This window comes from Paenibacillus sp. FSL R10-2736 (assembly GCF_038000245.1).
Classification (GTDB): Bacteria; Bacillota; Bacilli; order Paenibacillales; family Paenibacillaceae; genus Paenibacillus_AQ; species Paenibacillus_AQ phytohabitans.
On the sequence record NZ_JBBOBN010000001.1, the window covers coordinates 5,101,713 to 5,121,054 of the forward strand.

General features: G+C 48.8%; 21 protein-coding genes and 3 pseudogenes. 5 read left to right on the forward strand and 19 right to left on the reverse strand.

Features of this window, described 5'->3' with window-relative positions:
• Nucleotides 1-70 precede the first annotated feature (70 nt).
• Together NSQ73_RS21970 and NSQ73_RS21975 are read right to left on the reverse strand one after the other, a co-directional pair.
• Nucleotides 71-1,093, reverse strand: coding sequence for an SDR family oxidoreductase (locus NSQ73_RS21970; protein ID WP_340988166.1), 1,023 nt, complete (start codon nt 1,091-1,093; stop codon nt 71-73).
• 28 nt (nt 1,094-1,121) lie between these two features.
• Nucleotides 1,122-2,060: an aldo/keto reductase family protein gene (locus NSQ73_RS21975; RefSeq protein ID WP_340988167.1), complete on the reverse strand. Its 939-nt coding sequence runs from the start codon at nt 2,058-2,060 to the stop codon at nt 1,122-1,124.
• A gap of 168 nt (nt 2,061-2,228) precedes the next feature.
• On the opposite strand from NSQ73_RS21975, the gene NSQ73_RS21980 reads away from it, so the two are divergent.
• Nucleotides 2,229-2,573: a winged helix-turn-helix transcriptional regulator gene (locus tag NSQ73_RS21980; protein WP_042135329.1), complete on the forward strand. Its 345-nt coding sequence runs from the start codon at nt 2,229-2,231 to the stop codon at nt 2,571-2,573.
• Nucleotides 2,574-2,586: 13 nt separating this feature from the next.
• Here the strand turns inward: NSQ73_RS21980 and NSQ73_RS21985 are convergent, their stop codons facing one another.
• From NSQ73_RS21985 to NSQ73_RS22000, 4 genes are all read right to left on the reverse strand, one after another.
• The gene (locus tag NSQ73_RS21985) at nt 2,587-3,714 is read right to left on the reverse strand and encodes a response regulator (RefSeq protein WP_340988169.1); all 1,128 of its coding nucleotides are present in this window, start codon (nt 3,712-3,714) and stop codon (nt 2,587-2,589) included.
• A 373-nt stretch (nt 3,715-4,087) separates the two neighbouring features.
• Nucleotides 4,088-5,800, reverse strand: coding sequence for a phosphoenolpyruvate--protein phosphotransferase (gene ptsP, locus NSQ73_RS21990; protein WP_340988170.1), 1,713 nt, complete (start codon nt 5,798-5,800; stop codon nt 4,088-4,090).
• On the reverse strand, nt 5,793-6,068 hold the full coding sequence (locus NSQ73_RS21995; RefSeq protein ID WP_340988171.1) for an HPr family phosphocarrier protein: 276 nt from the start codon (nt 6,066-6,068) through the stop codon (nt 5,793-5,795). The genes ptsP and NSQ73_RS21995 overlap by 8 nt, the downstream gene beginning before the upstream one ends.
• 167 nt (nt 6,069-6,235) lie before the next feature.
• On the reverse strand, nt 6,236-6,835 hold the full coding sequence (locus NSQ73_RS22000; protein WP_340988173.1) for a TetR/AcrR family transcriptional regulator: 600 nt from the start codon (nt 6,833-6,835) through the stop codon (nt 6,236-6,238).
• Nucleotides 6,836-6,953: 118 nt separating this feature from the next.
• On the opposite strand from NSQ73_RS22000, the gene NSQ73_RS22005 reads away from it, so the two are divergent.
• On the forward strand, nt 6,954-7,502 hold the full coding sequence (locus NSQ73_RS22005) for a hypothetical protein (RefSeq protein WP_171715635.1): 549 nt from the start codon (nt 6,954-6,956) through the stop codon (nt 7,500-7,502).
• A gap of 26 nt (nt 7,503-7,528) precedes the next feature.
• Here NSQ73_RS22005 and NSQ73_RS22010 read toward each other — a convergent pair whose 3' ends face one another.
• Nucleotides 7,529-8,134: a DUF1349 domain-containing protein gene (locus NSQ73_RS22010; protein WP_340988175.1), complete on the reverse strand. Its 606-nt coding sequence runs from the start codon at nt 8,132-8,134 to the stop codon at nt 7,529-7,531.
• A 186-nt stretch (nt 8,135-8,320) separates the two neighbouring features.
• On the opposite strand from NSQ73_RS22010, the gene NSQ73_RS22015 reads away from it, so the two are divergent.
• The 3 genes from NSQ73_RS22015 to NSQ73_RS22025 all read left to right on the forward strand — a co-directional run bounded on the left by NSQ73_RS22015 (nt 8,321) and on the right by NSQ73_RS22025 (nt 9,842).
• Nucleotides 8,321-8,686 carry a MerR family transcriptional regulator gene (locus NSQ73_RS22015; protein ID WP_340988176.1) on the forward strand — a complete coding sequence of 122 codons (366 nt, stop codon included), beginning with the start codon at nt 8,321-8,323 and terminating at the stop codon, nt 8,684-8,686.
• Between the two features lie 17 nt (nt 8,687-8,703).
• On the forward strand, nt 8,704-9,465 hold the full coding sequence (locus tag NSQ73_RS22020) for an SDR family oxidoreductase (RefSeq protein ID WP_340988178.1): 762 nt from the start codon (nt 8,704-8,706) through the stop codon (nt 9,463-9,465).
• Between the two features lie 164 nt (nt 9,466-9,629).
• Entirely contained in the window at nt 9,630-9,842 is a 213-nt protein-coding gene (locus tag NSQ73_RS22025; protein WP_042211670.1) for a hypothetical protein, read from the forward strand.
• Nucleotides 9,843-9,920: 78 nt separating this feature from the next.
• Here the strand turns inward: NSQ73_RS22025 and NSQ73_RS22030 are convergent, their stop codons facing one another.
• From NSQ73_RS22030 to NSQ73_RS22085, 12 genes and pseudogenes are all read right to left on the reverse strand, one after another.
• Nucleotides 9,921-10,739, reverse strand: a complete 819-nt coding sequence (locus NSQ73_RS22030) for a serine/threonine protein kinase (RefSeq protein WP_340988179.1) — start codon at nt 10,737-10,739, stop codon at nt 9,921-9,923.
• A 273-nt stretch (nt 10,740-11,012) separates the two neighbouring features.
• Nucleotides 11,013-11,129, reverse strand: a pseudogene (locus tag NSQ73_RS22035) (manganese catalase family protein); the annotation flags it as partial.
• Between the two features lie 270 nt (nt 11,130-11,399).
• Complete coding sequence (locus NSQ73_RS22040; RefSeq protein ID WP_340988180.1) at nt 11,400-12,053, reverse strand: NADPH-dependent F420 reductase; 654 nt, start codon at nt 12,051-12,053, stop codon at nt 11,400-11,402.
• Nucleotides 12,054-12,074: 21 nt separating this feature from the next.
• On the reverse strand, nt 12,075-13,253 hold the full coding sequence (locus NSQ73_RS22045; RefSeq protein WP_340988181.1) for an MFS transporter: 1,179 nt from the start codon (nt 13,251-13,253) through the stop codon (nt 12,075-12,077).
• A 77-nt stretch (nt 13,254-13,330) separates the two neighbouring features.
• Entirely contained in the window at nt 13,331-13,921 is a 591-nt protein-coding gene (locus NSQ73_RS22050) for a TetR/AcrR family transcriptional regulator (protein ID WP_340988182.1), read from the reverse strand.
• A 999-nt stretch (nt 13,922-14,920) separates the two neighbouring features.
• On the reverse strand, nt 14,921-15,490 hold the full coding sequence (locus tag NSQ73_RS22055; RefSeq protein WP_340988184.1) for a manganese catalase family protein: 570 nt from the start codon (nt 15,488-15,490) through the stop codon (nt 14,921-14,923).
• A gap of 47 nt (nt 15,491-15,537) precedes the next feature.
• Nucleotides 15,538-15,804: a spore coat protein CotJB gene (locus NSQ73_RS22060; RefSeq protein WP_039306379.1), complete on the reverse strand. Its 267-nt coding sequence runs from the start codon at nt 15,802-15,804 to the stop codon at nt 15,538-15,540.
• A 3-nt stretch (nt 15,805-15,807) separates the two neighbouring features.
• Nucleotides 15,808-16,023: a spore coat associated protein CotJA gene (locus tag NSQ73_RS22065; RefSeq protein ID WP_039306384.1), complete on the reverse strand. Its 216-nt coding sequence runs from the start codon at nt 16,021-16,023 to the stop codon at nt 15,808-15,810.
• A gap of 393 nt (nt 16,024-16,416) precedes the next feature.
• A complete protein-coding gene (locus tag NSQ73_RS22070; protein ID WP_340988187.1) occupies nt 16,417-17,835 on the reverse strand; it encodes a hypothetical protein in 1,419 nt (472 codons plus the stop codon).
• A gap of 99 nt (nt 17,836-17,934) precedes the next feature.
• Nucleotides 17,935-18,219, reverse strand: a complete 285-nt coding sequence (locus tag NSQ73_RS22075) for an ArsR/SmtB family transcription factor (protein ID WP_042135303.1) — start codon at nt 18,217-18,219, stop codon at nt 17,935-17,937.
• A 451-nt stretch (nt 18,220-18,670) separates the two neighbouring features.
• Nucleotides 18,671-18,931 (reverse strand): annotated as a pseudogene (locus NSQ73_RS22080) (DUF1989 domain-containing protein); the annotation flags it as partial.
• 39 nt (nt 18,932-18,970) lie between these two features.
• Nucleotides 18,971-19,185: pseudogene (locus tag NSQ73_RS22085) on the reverse strand (spore coat associated protein CotJA).
• Nucleotides 19,186-19,342 lie beyond the last annotated feature (157 nt).

Sequence of the window (19,342 nt, forward strand, 5' to 3'; positions counted from 1 at the left end):
CAGGCACCCTCCCTTTAAGGACGGCACCTGTTTCTACTATTAAATCATAGCTGATACTATTCTTCCCTCATTAAACGTAATACGTGATCAGCTTCGCATCCACTCCATGCCTAGCAATCAGTCCGTCCAGCATCTTGGACCAATCCTGATCCACCGTGCAACATTCAGGATGAGCTTCGAACCAGGTGACCGAGCGCTTCACCCCTCCGGCGAAGGGGACGGTTGCTTCGAAATCAGGAACAAGGCGTTTGATCTTGCTGTTGTCGAACACGCTGCTCACTGCCTGATCCCCAATCAGCCCGTCCGCCGTCCCCGGCGGTGTGTTCGCGGCGATGAAGTCGGTAGAGATATGCACAACCTTCGGTTCTCTGCCTGCGGCCTCGCCGATAGCAGCATAGATCTGATTCCAGTTCAGCACTTCGTCAGAGGTAATATGAATCGCTTCCCCGATCGCCTCCGGGTGACCCAGCAGCCCGACGAACCCTTTGGCAAAATCGGAATTATGCGTCAGCGTCCATAGGGAGGTGCCGTCGCCGTGAATAACAAGCGGCTGGCCTTTGCGGATGCGTTCCACCAGCGACCATGGATTACTCCAGCTGGTCAGTGCCGCCGGAATGGCCGTGTCTCCATACGTATGGGATGGACGGACAATCGTAACCGGGAAGCCGCTGTTCTGATACGCCTCCAGCAGCAGCTGTTCAGAGGCAATCTTATCCCTGGAGTACTGCCAGTACGGATTCACCAGCGGCGTCTCCTCAGTAATGAGATAATTACGCTGCGGCTTCTGATAAGCTGAGGCGGAGCTGATATAGATGTACTGCTTTGTTTTTCCGGTAAATAAGGCAATATCCGTCTGTACATGCTCCGGTGTGAAGGCAATCCAGTCCACCACCACATCGAATTCGTAATCCTTCAGCGCCTCGGCAGACTTCTCCTTATCGCGGATATCCCCCTGAATCACCTGCGCGCCTTGCGGCACGAAGCTGCTCCGCTCTCCACGGTTGAACAGATAAAGTTCTATTCCCCGTTCCACTGCCAGCCGGGATACGGCCTGGCTGATTAGTCCTGTACCTCCGATAAATAGAACCTTCATCCTGCATCCTCCCTCTCTTAGCCGTAGTTTAGCCGATAATTTCTTCAATCCGTGTTAATACATCCCCGGTGAGCTCAATACCCGAAGCCTTCACATTCTCATCCACCTGCTCCGGACGGCTGGCGCCAACCAGGGCACTGGCTACATTAGACTGACGCAGAATCCAGGCCAGCGCCAGATTGCCTACAGAAATATCCAGCTCAGCGGCAATCGTGCCCAGCTCCTGAACCTTGGCGATTTTTTCCTCCGTAATTCCTTTACGCATCCAGTCAAGCTTAGCGGCCCGGCTATCCTCTGGAATATCGGAGACCGAGCTGTATTTGCCGGTCAGCAGCCCCTGGGCCAGCGGCGAGAATACGACTTGTCCGATCCCTTTACGCAGGCCCAGCGGAATAATCTCTTTCTCGATATAACGTTCGAACATATTGTAGATCGGCTGGTTGACCACGATATGATCCAGCAAATACCGGTCGGCAACCGCAAGGGCCTCGGCCATCTGCGCCGCAGTCCATTCACTTACGCCTACATAGAGCACCTTGCCCTGCCGGACCAGATCATCCAGCGCCCGCAGCGTTTCTTCAATGGGCGTTTCCGGATCATACCGGTGGCAATACAGCAGATCCACATATTCAGCACCCAGCCGTTTCAGGCTGGCATGACATTGCTCGGTAATATGCTTACGGGACAGGCCGCGGTCATTGGGACCGTCACCCATTACGCCGTATACTTTGGTCGCCAGCACATAGGATTCGCGCGGATAGCTGCTCAAGGTAGCACCAAGCACCTTTTCCGCTGCCCCTTTCTCATACACATTAGCCGTATCAAAAAAATTAACACCCAGGGAGTAAGCGGTTTCAATGGCTCTAACGGCATTGTCCTGTTCTACATATCCTCCGTAGGTCAACCAGCTTCCCAGGCTGATCTCACTGACTTTAAGTCCGGTTCCACCTAATCTGCGGTATTTCATGAATCCTTGCTCCTCTCTGAATCCGGCCCTGTTAACCGGTTGCTCCATACACATGTTCATTCTAGAACAGATTGTATATAATAGAAAGAAGTGAAAAATAGTTTATTATATGTCATCCAGTATAGTTGCTATACTCTGGTATAGTGCCTTGGAATAGGAGGAAATCCCTTGAAAGCAGCCAATTCTGCCAGTAATTACATCCCTAAGAACCCCGTCTCTATTGAATGCAACATAGAAAAAACATTGGAGGTACTAGCCGGAAAATGGGCTTTCCTGGTGCTGAGAGAGCTGCAGGGCGGCACGAAACGCTTCGGCGAGCTGCAGCGCAATATCGAAGGCATCAGCCCGCGCGCGCTGACCAGCACCCTGAGACATCTTGAAGATCATGGTGTACTGGAACGCTGCGTCTACCCGACCGTTCCGGTTACTGTGGAATATACACTGACCCCCAAAGGTGCGGATCTGCATCAGATCCTTCATGAAATGAAGCTGTGGTCCGCCAAATGGACCTGAGCCCAGCCCAAAGCTATTGTTTAGAGAGCATTTCACTGTACAGCTGCCTTACCGATTCTTTCGGCTCAAGCCCCAGCTCATAGTTTAGCAGTTCCTTCATCGCATGATAATGCCGGATCAGGCTGATCCGGTCTTTTTGGCGGAAATAAATCCCCATCAGCAGCTCATGCGCCTCTTCATCGAGCGGTGATTTATCCAGCAGCAGATGAACCCGGTGCATAGCCTCCTCCAGCCGTCCCTCCGCGATAAAGTAACTGCACAGCCTCTTCGACAGCATCACGTAGAATCCGAGCATCTCCGCTCTCTTCGAGCTGCTCCATAAATAATCGTCATCCGCAAACAGCTCACCTTGATACAGCTCCAGAATATATTCATATCTGGGCACCTTAAGCGGGGTCAAGGGTGGATTCGACCTGGCAAAATCCTCGAATTCCCATAAATCTCCGGCAGCACCGGCAATCTCCATCCGGTAGCTCCCGCCCTTGAAATGAATTTCCACATGGATGCCCGCTTTTTTGAGTGCAGTCTTCATTTTGTAGATTGTGGTATGCAGATTGGAGTGAGCCTGCACGTCACTGCACTCCGGCCATAGCGCCTGAATAATCTGGCCTTTGGGAACGTAAGCCGGCCCTTTCAGAAACAGGAAGGACATCAGTTCCTTGGACTTATAGGTTCTCCATTTGACCGTATCCTCCCGGCCGCCCGCATTCAGCACATCGAACCCCCCGAAGCTGACAATCCTTGCCTGCTTAAGCGGCATCATCTGTTCTCCGTACAGCCGCCGTTTCTTCTGATAGCGTGTTACTGCCCGGTCAAGCTGTACAGGTGTCGGCGGCTTAAGCAAATAATCCAGGGCTTCAATCCGAAAGGCTTCCACGGCATACGAATCATGTGCAGTCACAAAAACAACCTCCAGATCCCTGAAGCTCTCCAGCAGTATTCCCGCGAGATCCACACCGTTCATCACCGGCATCTCCATATCCAGGAACACAATATCCGGCTGCAGCACCCGTATTTGCTCCAGTGCCTCCTTAGGCCTTTGAAATGCCCCGACTACCTCTACCCGTCCATCCTTTTGCAGCAGGTAATGGAGCACATCCAGTGCCGGTTTTTCATCATCGATAATTACCGCTCTTATCATCCTAATCCTCCAGTGTGCTTCACGAATACGGATAGCCCAATGAAATGAGCTGTGATGTCTGGCAGACAGCTAAGAAATCCAAGAAAAAGGGTGCCCTCAGCAAACGGCACTTAGAGGACACCCGGTTAATGAACAGCCAATCTATATGATGTATTTCATTGCAAATTTGAATAATTTGTGATTTATAAACATTTTATCATGCGCAAATAAGGCTGTAAATCATTGATTTCATATCCTGTCTGAACAGAAAAAAACCGGCATTCCACTAAGAGAATGCCGGCAACAATGAACTGGAAAAAGTGGATTCAAAAACGAACAGCATCAGCAGGCGAAAATACTTAATACTTAAAACTTAAAACTTAAAACTTAATACTTAATACTTAATAGCCCGCACCAGTGCAGCGACTTCTTCAGCAGTACCCAGCTGCAGTGCCTTGGCAGCCAGCTCCTTCATCTCCGCCGCGGACAGCTTGGCAATCTGGCTGCGTGCCGGCAGGATGGAGGTTGCACTCATACTGAATTCATCGAGGCCCAGACCCAGCAGCAGCGGAATAGCTGTGGCATCTCCGGCCATTTCGCCGCACATGCCCGTCCATTTGCCCTCTGCGTGAGCTGCATCAATTACATTCTTGATCAGACGCAGGATGGCCGGATTATAAGGCTGATACAGGTAGGAGACCCGTTCATTCATCCGGTCTGCAGCCATAGTATATTGAATCAGATCGTTCGTACCAATACTGAAGAAATCCACTTCCTTCGCGAACTGGTCTGCGAGTACCGCAGTAGAAGGAATCTCAACCATGATACCCAGCTGAATCTGATCCGATACTGCCTTGCCTTCTTCACGCAGCTTAGCCTTCTCTTCCAGCAGCAGATCACGGGCTGCACGGAATTCTCCCAAAGTTGCAATCATCGGGAACATGATGCGCAGATCGCCATGCACGCTGGCTCTCAGCAAAGCACGCAGCTGGGTACGGAAGATATCCTGGCGGTCCAGGCAGAGGCGGATCGCGCGGAACCCGAGGAACGGATTCATTTCCCTCGGAAGCTCCAGGTATGGCAGCTCCTTGTCGCCGCCGATATCCAGTGTACGGACGACAACCGGCTTGCCTTGCATATTCTCAAGCACAGTACGGTAGGCATTATACTGAATCTCCTCGGAAGGCAGCTTGTCGCGGCCCATGTAGAGGAACTCAGTGCGGTATAAGCCTACACCTTCGCCGCCATTGTCAATGACGCCTGCAACATCATTCGGCGTACCGATATTGGCTGCCAGCTCTACATGCTTGCCGTCTGCGGATACCGTAGGCTCTTCGCGGAGCTTTTTCCATTCTGCGATCTGCAGGTCGTACTCCTTCTGCTTGGCTATGTACAAGGCTACTTCAGCTTCGCCGGGATTCACCAGTACATCTCCGCTTAACCCGTCTACAATGATAAGATCTCCGGCTTTCACCTCAGACATTACATGCTTGGTGCCGACGACTGCCGGTATTTCCAGGGAACGGGCCATAATTGCCGAGTGTGAGGTACGTCCGCCGATATTGGTAGTGAAGCCTTTTACATATTTACGGTTAAGCTGCGCTGTATCTGAAGGCGTCAGATCCTCAGCAATTACAATAACCTCTTCGCTGATTTCCGCCGGGCTGACATAGGAAATTCCCAGCAGATGGTTCAGCACACGTTTGGTTACATCACGCATGTCGGCAGCACGTTCCTGCAGATAGGTGCTTTTCATATTCTCGAACATTTCGATGAACTGGTTAGCGACCTCCTGCAGCGCATAATCCGCGTTTACAGCTTCCTCACGGATTTTGTCCATCACCGGGCTGATCAGCTCCGGATCTTCCAGAATCAGCAGATGGGATTCGAAAATCTCTGCTTTCTTCTCTCCCAACTCTGCCAGTGTGCGAGCCTTAATCCGCGCCAGTTCACCCTTTGAAATCTCCAGGGCGCTCTCCAGCCTGACAACCTCAAGCTCCACATCGCTTATGGTGGTCTTCGTGATCGTGTAGTCCGGATGCTTCAGGATAAACGCTTTAGCAACAGCAATACCTGCGGAAGCCGCGATGCCTGAAATCTTAATCATTGAGCTCGCCCAAGCCCTCTTTGATCATTACATCCTGAAGTGCGCTAAGGGCTTCTGCTTCCTGGCCGCCTTCAGTGATCAGGGTCAGGGTATCGCCGCTTTCCAGTCCGAGTGACAATACACCAAGAATAGATTTCAAAGTAACCTTCTTGCCCTTTGCTTCGGCAAAAACTTCTGTGTCCTTAAACTTGGTTGCTGTATTGACCAGCGCCGTGGCCGGACGCGCGTGAATTCCGTCTTCGTCGATAATTCTGAATGTTGTTTGCATGCTTCTCTCCAACTCTCTTTATAGTTTTTGGTTTCAGCTATTACTGCATAATAAACAAGAAAAGGCAAAACCACACCTTTGATAAGGTAGCGGTTTTGCCTGATTTAACAGTAACAACCCGAAAATATACACTACTTTTTATAACATAACTCTAGCAATATAGCAAATTACTGAGGCTGCGCGCTGCTGCAGATTGAATCCAGATGAACGTTCAGCACCCGGATCATCCGCTGCGAATTCAGCCTTTCAGGCTCCAGCATGGCGTGCAGGGCCAGTCCGTCGACCACGGCATACAGCCGCTCCGCTTCACTGTCCTTATCCAGCTCCTGCCGAAGCAGCTCATGCTGGTCCAGATAATCGATCAGCTGGATGATAAGGGGATAGATGGCATCATGATGCTCATCGTTATGTTCCCCGGCAGACTTGAGATGGAAGATAAACGCAAACCATACCTCCATTTCCGCCATGCTGCCGTCATCCGTAGGAAGCAGCTCCAGCAGCACCCTGGCAACCTGTTCCCTGGGTGGAAGGTCTGTCTGCATGATGTCCACGATCCGTGCAGTGACCCGTTCCTTCACCAGATTCATGGCAAACACCAGCAATTCATACTGGGTGGAGAAATAATGGCGCAGCGCTCCCAGAGACACACCCGCCTCAGCAGCAATATTACGCACAGTTGCCCCTTTGATTCCCTGATGGATAATGACACGCCAGGTCGCTTCTGCAATATTCGATTTTCGCTCTGAATGATCTACTATTTTTGGCATGCCCATATTGTAGCATAAGCAGAATACGAAACACAATTTAAACAATACGGTTGTATTGTTTAAATTTCGCTGCTATACTTCCGTTATTACCACAAATAATCCTGACAAGAGGTGCTTTATGAATCTGGTAGCATGGGCAATTGTTACGTGCGAAGTGTTATTCTGGGTGGTCATTCTTGCCGGTTTCACGGCACGATATATTTTCAAGCGCAACACGCTGGGCCTGATACTCCTGGCGCTGACTCCGGTGCTGGATATTATTCTGTTAGTCATCTCTGGTGTTGATCTGGCCGGGGGAGCTTCCGCTACGACAGCGCATGCGCTTGCAGCTGTGTATATCTCAGTATCCATCGTGTTCGGCAAAAGCATGATCGCCTGGGCCGACGAACGCTTCCGCTACTATGTCACCAAGCAAGGGGCGCAGCCGGTCAAACGGTACGGTATGGAGCACGCCCGGCATTATTTCAAGGGCTGGGTGAAGCATCTGCTCTCTTTTGCGCTCGCCGCAGGCATTCTATATGGACTCATCGTCTGGATTGACGATCCCGCCCGCACGGAAGCGCTGTTAAGCATCCTTACGGTATGGTCGGTTGTAGTCGGCATTGACTTGATCATCACCGTTACCTATTTCATCTGGCCGAGACAGATAAAGGGCAGCGCACGCTAAAACATTTTCCAGACCTTCGTTACAGCTTATTCACCCGCTCTTATATTTTTGACCGTCCGGTTCTCCATTGTGAAATTCCGGTAGATTCGCTCTCCGCCTTCGCCTGTAGGGGCTTGTGCCAATAAACCTACTTTGATCGTTTCTCCCACTGGTAGGTTAAAGAAGCGCATCATATCAAACCTTACACCATCTGTCGAATAATGAAAGGCGAAGGCATTCCCGGATCTGGCGGCCTGCAGCCATACCTCATTGCCGTCGATATTACAGCCGTTTGCATCATCCGAGGTCTGGTTCGTCACTACACTGACTACAGCGTGGGTATCGAAATCTGTCAGCTCAAAGCAGGCTTTGGCCCAGACCGTCAGGTCCTGCATCACCATAATGGAAGAGGAATCGTAGGTATCCCGGAAGTCATGGCTAACCTTCACCCGCAGCACGAAATCACCGGACACTTCTGTATAGAAGAAAGGCGCATTGGTCAGACTCTCAGGGGTAAGCCCTTCTTCGGCAATAGCACCGTTGTTGCAGAAAAAGTCGCTGTTAGCAGTGGCTTCTAATATAATAGCATCATCCTCAAACCTGATGTTCCCCTCATTCATCCACCTGTACGCCGCGAAATCTGTCTTTGTCATTCAATAATCCTCCCATTTTTGGATAATTCTTATTTATTGCAAACGCATTCTTTTACTATAGCAAAAATGGTAATTCATCTCAAAACTATATTTCGGCAGTATGAAAATAATTGTGTTGACTTAAACCATGGTTTAAGTCGTATCCTATTCCTGTCGACAAGTAAACAACCCCATGGAGGTCTCCAGATGAAATATGTTTCCATTAGCGAAGCTGCAGCCCAGTTAGGGATTCCGGAATCAACGATCCGTTATTATGAGAAAAAGGGTTTATTGCCACAGTTGGAGCGTGATGAAGCCGGGAGGCGGATATTCTCGGAGAATCGTATTGCTTTCCTTAAGATCATTATTTATCTGAAAAATACGCATATGCCCATCAGCAGCATCAGGCAATATGTGGACTGGATGTTAGAAGGGGACAGCACGACTGAACTCCGGCTTAAAATGTTTCAGGAGCACAAGCAGGCTGTGCTGGAGGAAATTGCACTCATGACAGAATCATTGCAGGGCATCGACAAGAAAATCGCACGGTATACCAATTATTTATCAAAATAATGAGAAGAGGTTCTAAAATGAAACTTACAGGAAACACAATCCTTATTACTGGCGGAGGCTCGGGAATCGGTCTCGCTTTTGCCGAACGCTTCATCAGCGGCGGAAATACAGTCATCATTACCGGACGGCGTGAACAGGTCCTGCAGGATGCCAAGGACAAGTTCCCCGGCCTGATTACCCGTGTAAGTGATTTGAACATCGAATCCGAGCGTATCGCCTTGTTCGACTGGGTAACCGCCAACTATCCGGAAGTGAATGTGTTAGTGAACAATGCCGGGACCCAGCAGCGCTTCAATGTACTCAAAGCAGATGCGAGAAACAACTGGGCTTATTTCAATCAAGAAATTACAACTAACCTTGAAGCCCCTCTTCATCTGGCTATGCTGTTCGCTCCATTATTCGCAGCACGGGAAGCGGCGGCTATCCTCAACGTCACCTCCGGCCTGGCCTTCACACCGTTTGCCATTGGCCCGATCTATTCAGCGACGAAAGCGGCGCTTCATTCGTTCACCATGAGTCTCAGGCTCCAGCTGTCCGACACCTCTGTAGAAGTCATTGAAGTTGCACCTCCGGCAGTGAACACGGATCTCGGCGGAAGCGGGCTGCATGTCCACGGCGAACCGTTAGATGCGTTCACGGACGGAATCTTCCAGCGATTAGCGGAGGGACAGCAGGAAATCGGCTATGGCACTTCAGTGGACCGGCTGCGGATGTCACGCGATAAGATCGACGAATACGCGGTCAATATGTATCAGGCAATGAAGAGTTATATTGAATAACATTATCATTGCACTCATTACGCTTGGTATACAAACAACCCCGCCGCAAATGGACGGGGTTTATTTTTTATTGAAACCTGCCGGGTACGGAGGCCGTAGTTAAGGGTAACTAACGATTAAAGCCGCAGTACAATGGCTACTACAACCTAAGAGGAGGAAACAAGATGTTCAAGAAAATTCTTGGTAAAGTCCTGCACTCCGTAGAGCAGTCCAAACATGGCGGACACCGCAGACATTCGAGCAGTAATAAAGGGAGGCCAGTCTCCAGAAGGCATTCAAGCAGCAGCCACGGATACAAACGGCATTCCTCTTCAGATGCCCGCCGCGGAGGAACCGGACATAAATACTATAAGAACCGTTACGGCAGTTCAAGCTGATGTCAGCTTGATTACTTCCTACACATTCATAAGGCGCCTGTCAGCATTTGGCTGAGGGCGCCTTTTTTTGAACAGATATTAACGCAGCAGACTCTTATACAATTCTCTGGCTTCACGGATAAATACAGCTGTGTCCGGATAGGCCTCCTGCTCCCCAAGCAGCCGGGACAGCATCTGTAGCATTCCCGGCGACAGCTCCAGCTCTTCTCGCCAGCTCCGCTCCGCCCCTCCCCGTACAGGCTTATAACCGGAATACAACATGAACAGCATCAGTTGTCCTACATCGTACAAATCCGAGGCAATCACCGGCGACCTACGTTCCGGCAGCCCTTTCTCTCTCGGCTTCAGCTGCCCTGGCACGGTATCCGCCTCTCCAATCTTTGCTGCCAATCCGAAATCAATTAAGTACAGGTCTTCATTCTGGAGAATCACATTGGGAATCCGCAGATCCAGGTGAACGTATCCGCGCGAATGGACATGGGCAACCCGCTCCATCAGCTTCAGCGTCGTGGCCAGACATTCCCGCTCACCGTAGACGATCTGTTCATCAAAGATCAGATCCTCAAGCGTCTTCCCCGCAATATAATCGGTAACCAGCCAATTCGAGCCTTTATATTCAAAATAATCACGGCAAGCCGGAATGTTAGGATGCTCCATTACCCGTAGAATTGTACTCTCTCTGGCAAGCATCGCCCGGCCAACCGCTTTCTTACTGGGTCTGGACTGTTTGAGTGCCAGAGGCGTCCCGTCTTCAGGACTCCGGGTAAGGTACGTCAGCCCGTAGCTGCCTTCTCCCAGCAAAGCCTCTATTATATAACGTCCGCCAATCACAGCCCCTTCCGGGAAGGGATAATCCTGCCAGGCCCGGATGAATCCGCGCCACCGTTCAATTGCCATAACCATTATGCCCCCCTTTCCGCTTTCCGCTTCCTGCGCCAGATTGAACATCAGTAGCTGTATTATCTCACAGATGTTCTTATCTGGCACCGGACGCACGGCAGGTCAGCACAAAGGCAGGGAGTTAGCTACAGAAAAAAAGAGGCTATCCAACCAGCCATTTCATGGCTTTTGGAACAGCCCCTTAGTTATGTATCAACAATGTTGTACGTTTTGCAGCTTTAGATCAAGAATAACCGGCTGTTCGCGAGGATTCCTGTATGAAATACAACAATGATCCCGCTGCGCGTAGTTGAGGCCAAGCCCGGCGGCTTCCAGCTCACTAATTGAAGCATCCTTGGTCAGCTTATAGATCATGGTAGCGATCATCTCGAGATGGGCGAATTCTTCTGCACATCGAAGTTATCAGTCATGATTTTATTGAAATAATTGTTAAATGAAATTAAAGTGTTAGACTGTATTTGTTAATTTAACACGGCTTCTGAGTTTGATAATCGTCATCTTTTAATAAATAAGCCTTAGACTGCCGCAGTTGTCATTCAACTAAAGTGTCCCGTTAGCGTAATGAATATTGTTATTGAATGACGTCACTTATATCTGGCTTTTCTTGTCCCTACGCAAATATTCGTAAATACACTCAAACTCCCGTCCAAGATTCACTTAGGCTTTGAATTCAGCGTTTCGTTCGGGACTTGCTTCCATTAAAGCTTGGCGAAGACTGGCTGCGTTGTGTTCACGATAGCTTGGCGTGCCTGGTTGCTGTCGCCAGGATTCATCCAAACCTCCTGCATCTATTGCGTCAAATCCGAGTTCTTCAACAAGCTGCAGAACAATAGCTTTTGCAATGGGCTCATCACCTGCAACAGGTAGTGCAATACGGCCGGGTGTCCCAACAGACAATCCTCGCTCCAACAAATTTTTCGCGGATATTCCGTTAAAAGCTTTGATTATGGAACGTTTTACATGTTGCTCTACCCAGCGGCTTTCTGTCAGTCCCGACTCAATGGGCTCAATATAACCATCCCGTTCCGGATAATAGTTACCTGTGTCAATAATAGCTGCATTCGGCGCAATATCATCCAAAATTTCTGTTGGAAGTGCAGGAATACTTTTCTGTGGAATCGCGATAATGACAAGTTCAGCTCCTCGTGCAACGTCTGCAACATATTTCGGCTTCACGCCACTCTCATTTGCAAGCTCCGAGAGTGTTTGCGGTTCTCTCGAATTGGCAATAGATACGTCATGTCCTAGTTTTGTCAGTCGACGAGCAAGATTACCTCCAATATTTCCAGCTCCAATAATAGATATTTTCATATATTACAACCTTCTTTCGTATTAGTAGGATTTTTCTTTCTGAGCACCATTTGTAGCTGAATTACGGAATATTTCACGTACATAAGGCAGCAGCGTCAGCAGGCCCAATAAGGCAAGTACCGCACCGACCCACAATGGGGAGACCAGACCATATCCGGCGCTGATGGTGAGTCCTCCAATGGAGGAAGCCATAGTCACACCCAAAGTGACAACAGCCGTATGGACCGTACTGACCATAAGTCCACTTCCTGCCGCCCGCATAACGCGGGTAACCATGGCTGGGTTCATGGGAACACCTACCAGACCAATGATAACTATTGCAATGATGGTATAGACTTCATGTTGCGCACCTAGCGCAAACAGGGTGAGCGCAGCAACCAACAGGACAAGCCCACCGAACATAATTTGCATGTTAAATTGATCGGCCAATCTTCCTGTAATCAGATTACCGACAACCGTAGCCGCGCCATAGATCACCAGCAGAAGTGGAACCATCGCCTGTGATACGCCAGTGATCTCTGTGAATATCGGTGTAAAATAACTGAATCCTGCGAAGGTGGCACCGATAATTAGAAAGCTGGTTGTATAGGCAGCCCATAAGTTGCGGTTGCGAAAAGCAGATAGCTCCCCTCGAAGCGGCATTGCTTCAGGTCTAGATGATGCAGGTAGCACTCGCCATGCAATCACTCCGGACAAAAGCACCAGAACTGCGACAAGCCAGAAGCTAATGCGCCAACCAAAAACTTGTTCAATAACGGTTGAAGCTGGCACACCGATAACGTTGGCAATCATCATTCCGCCAAAAATGATAGAAGAAGCACGTCCGCGTAATTCTTCCTTCGTGAGCGTGGCAGAGAGAGAAATCGAGACACCAAAAGCAGCCGACGAGGCAACTCCTGTGATGATCCGCGCAACCATCATGACCTCATAATTCCAGGCCAGCGCCCCCAGGGTTTGCCCCATTAGAAAAAGGACCGTCACCAGCAGAAGAGCTTGTTTCTTTGGTGTTCTTAACAGACCTGCTGTCAGTAAGGGACCACCTACGACCATTCCGGCTGCAAAGCCTGAAATTAAATATCCAATTGAAGATACTGAAACCCCAAACTCTGTTGCAAGTGAATTCATCATCCCCGCAACCATAAATTCAGAAGTATTCATGCAAAAGATAATTAGACCTAATACATAGATGACAATCGGCATTCTATCTCTCCTATCCCAAGACTTTTTTATTGATCAGTACAAAACTAAGCAAAAAAAAGTGTCAACTCACTAGCTGCCTAAAAAATGGCGGCCAGTGTACCGTTGACGATATGTACGGCCATATCTTGATTTTTTGTGCCTTTATTAAGAACACGTAGACCGTAATAGCTGCTTAAGAACAGGCTAACCAACTCTGGCACTGAGCGAGTCTTTGCAATCTCTCCTGTACTTTGTCCAGATTCGATAACACGGCACAAAACTTCTTGGAGAAGTTCAACGTGTTGGTTAAACATCTGATCAACAACAGGGTCAATACCGGATCGCTCCATCGCAGCGTTAATTGCAAGACAGCCACTGTGTTCCGGATTGGAAAAGTCTGCATTAACGGCCCATTCTAACAGTGTACGCAGTTTGTTTTTCACAGATCCCGGTTGCTCCAATAATTCGGTCTGTGCCTGAATTCCAACCTCATGATAACGCTGAAGCGCTTGCTCATACAACTCATGTTTGCTGCCGAACGCATTATATAGACTGCCCCGTCCAATTCCTGTTTTATCACATAGATCCTTGGTAGAGCACGCTTCGTACCCTTTGGCCCAGAAGGCATCCATAGCGGCGTCAATGACGGAAACGTCTTTAAACTCGCGAGGTCTACCACCCTTTATCATGCTACCTACTCCTTTCATGTGTAGTTTTATGTGTATACTATATGTTTTGTATCAATTAGTCAATAACCTTTTTTTGTGTAGTTACAAAAGCACGAATACCAGTTGATGATTTCAAACTTACGGTGGTTCGATGACCAGAACTATATCATAGTCTTCGAAGCATAGTTAACCGATATAATCACATCTAAATAGTATTGTTAAAATACCATTCGATAAGTTTCATTACGCTAACCTGCCCGTTAGCTTAATGAAGCGTCCGCGCTAGTCTAATACTTTGTTTTCTTAGTCTACAACTTTATTTTCCGAGTCTAATACTTTATTTTCAGTACCTACTATATTTTCAACCATCATCTTTAGTGTTACCAGTATGCGTTTGGCAGGCACAAACAATGGGGTACATATACTATAATTTCACTGGAGGTGCTGGAAATGTCATTTCAGGAAGTATCAGAGGCGGTAAATTCATCTTACGATGCTTATACAGACCTTGGCCTGTTATAGACCAGTGTAATTAATGATGAACAGTATCTTAGAGACACTATACAGTCTGTCAGGAAGTAATCTCAGCAAATTAGGAATGGTAAAAGACTTCTTTAACTCCTACATACTTGAGCAAGATAAGCACCTTATTCTAAAAGGGTTTCGCCGCGGCCTGTCAGATAACAGGTTCAACGTACATAGATTTCCTGAAGAGACATCAGTGGAGTATGAAGCGCGGCTTAATGTCCCTGCTGCAGACCCACCTTTAACACCCTTCTAACTTCAGGAGAGTATACTCTGTAGATCTAAGCTATGAGAAATTCAAGGGTATTTGTGTGCGGGGCTTACTTCAATATTTGTAAATAACTCCATGGGTTTCGCTATATAACTCCTCATTTTCCCGTTCGCAGCCCGGCATTGAAAAACAAAAGAAACCCAAGGTCTTTAAATGCCTGGGTTTCTCGACAATCTGAGGCCGCCGGAAGCCCAGCGGCTGGTCTTTTTATTCAGAAGATTTCCTCAGAACACTCTCTTCTTATCCCGCTCCTCAATTAAGATCTGTACCGACTCCTTGAACCGCAGCGCATGTACAATCTCCCGCTCCCGCAGGAACTTCAGGCTGTCCTGCAGATCCACGTCATCCGTCATATCGATCAGCCACTGGTATGTAGCCCGGGCCTTTTCTTCGGCGGCAATGTCCTCGTAGAGGTCAGCCAGCGGATCACCTTTGGCCTGGATATACGCAGCTGTCCAGGGGACCCCTGCTGAATTCTGGTAGAACAGCGCGTGGTCACGCTGTGCATAGTTCGGGCCAAGCCCGGCGGCTTCGAGTTCACTGATCGTTGCATCTTTTGTCAATTTATATATCATCGTAGCAATCATTTCCAGGTGCGCAAATTCCTCGGTCGAAATATCGGTCAATACACCGATAACCTTATCCGGTATTGCATAGCGCTGATTCATGTAACGTAGGGCCGCCGCCAGTTCCCCGTCCGCACCGCCATATTGCTCCATCAGGTACCGCGCCATCCGCACATCGCATTTGCCTACACGCACCGGGTATTGTAGCTTCTTCTCGTAGATCCACATTCGTGTGCTTCCCCCTCCTCAGACTTTTATGTTCTCCGTCCTACGGTTCAGACTTGCCACGGCCAAGGGCTCTGGCTCCATTCCCATGGACACTTGGAGTAGGCGCGCCCGAAATTCTGCAGGGGTCCGTAAAGCTCCTGAAACTGGTTCGCCAGCTTGGTGCGTTCGAAGGTCAACTGATTGAACTGCTCTATGGCCTTCAGATCCTCCGGGTGGGTGTCCAGGTACAGATTCAGCTCAACTAGTGCGAAATCGAGCACCTGCAGTTGTTCCAGCATTTCATAATAACGGGGTTCGCAAGCATTAGCCTCCATAGCCTACTTCCCTCCTTTGAACTTTGATTCGTACGGGCTGAACAGCTCGGGCCATAGCGTCCCATACTTCAGTGCTTCCGGCAAGGAGAACTGCGGCAGATTCGGAGGCTGAAAATTAATGAATTGGTTCGGCGGCACAACATACGTCTTGAACGGCACCGGTGGACAAGGATCAAACGGTCCCCTGTACGGCGTCCATACACGCTCCTGGGAGTTCAATGATCATTCCTCCTTATAGATTAATGGTATACCTTTATTATTCCAGCTCTCACCTTCCTAACTAATTTATGACGGCTCCAGAGAGGAATAGAACCCCTTCGCAAAAAAGGGAACATAAAGCAGCCCTGTAATGGCTTCTTTATGTTCCCGTTAAAATATAGCCGCTATATTGACGATTCTCTCGCGCTTATCTTTATTTTCCTCTTTTCCTCTGCGTCTGTTTTAGTCATGGACAGAGCTTGGTAATAGAATACGGATAATTCGTAGTTAGGTGAATCCCTCAACTCAAAGCCCCGTCTGACGGCATAACAAAATTGTCTTGTTCATTTTCGATAAATCTGACCTTACGCTTTCTGCAGCCGCCGACAAGAACTTTTCACTGTCCAGAATTTCCTAAAAGACAAAAAATTTAGGTCCAAATCCTTTTCCCGCACTTTGGGCAGACCGGAGCCCGTGATCGGAAAGGCTGTCTAACACAACAACATTCTCTGGGTATATTTTCCCGAGCAAGGCCCACAGCACAAGCGGATTTCCTCCGGCGGAGATCACATGGATGCCTTCCTTATCCGTGACCAGCCCCGGCAAGCCGAGAATATCTGCTGGACGGTGTCCGGTAATATCCGCATATTCTGCGGGGCTTGCTGGCAGCCCGGGTTCAACCTGACCGTTCGGCCGGTACATAAAGCGATGCCCTCTGAAGATTTGACCCAGGTCCACCCGATAGGTAACCCCATCCAGCTCCAAATCATAGTTAAGGAGTACACGATCTTGAACCGTAATCGGGACGATACGTGCTTCGGTAACATGCTGCAATTGCTGTGGATCAGGCTGAGCCAGATTCCATGCTTCCCCCGCAAGGACCTGGCTTCGCGGTGCCGCAAAATACTCCTCTTCCCCGTAGCGGAAAGCAACAGGCACAGCTGCACCTGCAGCATCCGCCGAAACCGTCCATACGGGATACCACTGAAGAAGATAGCCCGGGGCAGTTCCCGGATGTCCGTTCAGACTCGCCGGAAGAATCGTCCCCAGCCGGTATTGGAACCCGTATCCCACAGCGGATAATTCAGGACTTAACCAGCCTTGTGCGTATTCAACCAACGCTTTGTGCGTGATTTTCTTGCTCATAATTGCCGTGAGGAACTTGGCACGCGGTTGTTCAATAAATCTTACTCCTCTGTCGCTGCCTGCCCCCTGCCTGATCTCAATCGGAACCTCCTCCCAATTCTTAAAAGGAAGCAGCGCATCTCTTAAGAGAATGAACTGGTGCAAATATTCATTGAACATCTGCATAACAACAGGTCCTCCAGCCGGACCCATCAATAAATCCGCTACTCTGTGCGTCCAAAGATGGTTCTCGCAATGGCTTCGGAAATACACATTTCCCAGCGTTTGAGGGTCATGCTGTCTGGCAGCTGACTTCTCCACATTATATTCGCGGGCCCAAAGGGACAGCTTTTCCCCAATCTGTCTGGCTTGGCGGGTCACTTCAACTCCGGCTTTTCCTGTAAGTTCCAGCTGACCCAGCGGCAAATCCGCTTCTCTGCCCTCAATCGCCAGATTAGCCTGCAGATTATCCAGCAGCAGCCTGTGATCCGCCGCTTCACCAAGTCTAAGCAGCACAGCTTCCAATAAAATATCCAGTTCTCTTACAATATCCTTGGCTACATATACGCCCTCGGCAAGACGCCAATCTACGCTCCCATCCTCCTGCACTGTAAGAATAGAAGGCTTGGCACGGAGTAACGGAGCAATCTCAACAGAAGTTCCCCACGTAATTTTCTTATTGTCTGCTGTTAAGGTATAGCTTGACATATTTGAACACCTCCAAAGTGATATAAGATGAAGCGGACGGTTACTCGGATATCCCTCCTTTAATACATTTAAATATATCGATCTATTGAGCAAAAAAAATTACATTTCAAACTCTGCTGAAATATAATTTTTAAGTGTTGCTTGGTTTAGCTTATAGATATGATAGGTTCCTTCTTTTCTTACCAGTTCAAGCAGGCCGCACTCCTGCAGTTGCTTCAAATGATGGGAAAGAGTTGAACCCGGAAAGTTCAAATGCTCCCCGATCCCGGAACAGCTGAGTTCCTCATGCTTGCTGAGCAGAGCAACTATTTTCAATCGCGTAGGCTCCCCGAGGGCTTTATATATTTTCACCGCATTTTTTAGCGTGTTGTCGTCAAGCTTCATAGCAGGCCCCCCTTTCCATATATTAATACATTTATATATATCGATATATTAACGATGCATGTAACAAATGTCAAGGGCTCTATATTTATCCCCTTCCAGAAACGCCTATAAAATCAATTATTCTGCTGATGGTGCTGTTAATTACATAAGTTACTTATGCGGGATCGATCGAAGGGATTGTCCGCTGCAGCGAATTCCTAGGACCGATTATTATGATCATGGTCCTGCTTGTCCTGCTCGCCAACGCTAACAATATTCACTTGAAACAGATCCTTCCTGTCTATGTGGATAGCGGTGCGTAAGGTGAAGGGCACTCTCTAGAAAATGTAGCCAGCCCTGATGTGATAATATTTTGAAATTGAAGTTCTTTACCGGTCACGCCAAAAAGCAGCCCGTCCTTAGACTGGCTGCCAAATGTATTCGTTAACGTATGCAATATAATCCAGCTGCTCTATTCGTTCCAAATAAGCACTTGGACCGGCGTAGGATTATAGGCGTTGCATGGATTGTTCAATTGAGGGCAATTGCTGATCAGCACCATGGAATGGCAGCTGGATTGGAGCTCCACATAACATCCTGGTCCCGATACGCCATCCTCAAACGTTAACCCGCCCTCAGGCGTTACAGGTACATTCATGAAAAAGTTAATGTTCGGAGACAGGTCTCTTTTTGCATAACGGTGGCCTTCCGGATGTTTGGCAAGCTCCAGCATTTCGTAATAGCGGGGTTCGCAAGGATTTGCTTCCATCGCCTACTTCCCTCCTTTGGACTTGGACTCATACGGGCTGAACAGCGCAGGCCACAGCGTTCCGTACTTCAGCGCTTCCGGCAGGGAGAACTGCGGCAGATTCGGGGGCTGAAAATTAATGAATTGTTCGGCGGTACTACATACGTCTTGAACGGCACCGGCGGACAGGGATCAAACGGTCCCCTATACGGTGTCCATACACGTTCCTGGGAGTTCAAAGTTTCATTCCTCCTCAAAGTTTGATGAGCATCGTTCCATGAATGTATTATCTGATAGATACCTTCGTAACTAATTTATGACAGCTCTAAGGGATATCAGAACGCAATTGCAAAAAAACAGGGCACACCAGCAGCCTTTAGCGGCTGCCAATGTACC

What these genes read in the sequence shown, in the direction of transcription:
- NSQ73_RS21970 (WP_340988166.1), bottom strand. Translation starts at nt 1,093, where the DNA reads ATGAAGGTTCTATTTATCGGAGGTACAGGACTAATCAGCCAGGCCGTA.
- NSQ73_RS21975 (WP_340988167.1), bottom strand. Translation starts at nt 2,060, where the DNA reads ATGAAATACCGCAGATTAGGTGGAACCGGACTTAAAGTCAGTGAGATC.
- NSQ73_RS21985 (WP_340988169.1), bottom strand. Translation starts at nt 3,714, where the DNA reads ATGATAAGAGCGGTAATTATCGATGATGAAAAACCGGCACTGGATGTG.
- ptsP (WP_340988170.1), bottom strand. Translation starts at nt 5,800, where the DNA reads ATGATTAAGATTTCAGGCATCGCGGCTTCCGCAGGTATTGCTGTTGCT.
- NSQ73_RS21995 (WP_340988171.1), bottom strand. Translation starts at nt 6,068, where the DNA reads ATGCAAACAACATTCAGAATTATCGACGAAGACGGAATTCACGCGCGT.
- NSQ73_RS22000 (WP_340988173.1), bottom strand. Translation starts at nt 6,835, where the DNA reads ATGCCAAAAATAGTAGATCATTCAGAGCGAAAATCGAATATTGCAGAA.
- NSQ73_RS22005 (WP_171715635.1), top strand. Translation starts at nt 6,954, where the DNA reads ATGAATCTGGTAGCATGGGCAATTGTTACGTGCGAAGTGTTATTCTGG.
- NSQ73_RS22010 (WP_340988175.1), bottom strand. Translation starts at nt 8,134, where the DNA reads ATGACAAAGACAGATTTCGCGGCGTACAGGTGGATGAATGAGGGGAAC.
- NSQ73_RS22015 (WP_340988176.1), top strand. Translation starts at nt 8,321, where the DNA reads ATGAAATATGTTTCCATTAGCGAAGCTGCAGCCCAGTTAGGGATTCCG.
- NSQ73_RS22020 (WP_340988178.1), top strand. Translation starts at nt 8,704, where the DNA reads ATGAAACTTACAGGAAACACAATCCTTATTACTGGCGGAGGCTCGGGA.
- NSQ73_RS22025 (WP_042211670.1), top strand. Translation starts at nt 9,630, where the DNA reads ATGTTCAAGAAAATTCTTGGTAAAGTCCTGCACTCCGTAGAGCAGTCC.
- NSQ73_RS22030 (WP_340988179.1), bottom strand. Translation starts at nt 10,739, where the DNA reads ATGGCAATTGAACGGTGGCGCGGATTCATCCGGGCCTGGCAGGATTAT.
- NSQ73_RS22040 (WP_340988180.1), bottom strand. Translation starts at nt 12,053, where the DNA reads ATGAAAATATCTATTATTGGAGCTGGAAATATTGGAGGTAATCTTGCT.
- NSQ73_RS22045 (WP_340988181.1), bottom strand. Translation starts at nt 13,253, where the DNA reads ATGCCGATTGTCATCTATGTATTAGGTCTAATTATCTTTTGCATGAAT.
- NSQ73_RS22050 (WP_340988182.1), bottom strand. Translation starts at nt 13,921, where the DNA reads ATGATAAAGGGTGGTAGACCTCGCGAGTTTAAAGACGTTTCCGTCATT.
- NSQ73_RS22055 (WP_340988184.1), bottom strand. Translation starts at nt 15,490, where the DNA reads ATGTGGATCTACGAGAAGAAGCTACAATACCCGGTGCGTGTAGGCAAA.
- NSQ73_RS22060 (WP_039306379.1), bottom strand. Translation starts at nt 15,804, where the DNA reads ATGGAGGCTAATGCTTGCGAACCCCGTTATTATGAAATGCTGGAACAA.
- NSQ73_RS22070 (WP_340988187.1), bottom strand. Translation starts at nt 17,835, where the DNA reads ATGTCAAGCTATACCTTAACAGCAGACAATAAGAAAATTACGTGGGGA.
- NSQ73_RS22075 (WP_042135303.1), bottom strand. Translation starts at nt 18,219, where the DNA reads ATGAAGCTTGACGACAACACGCTAAAAAATGCGGTGAAAATATATAAA.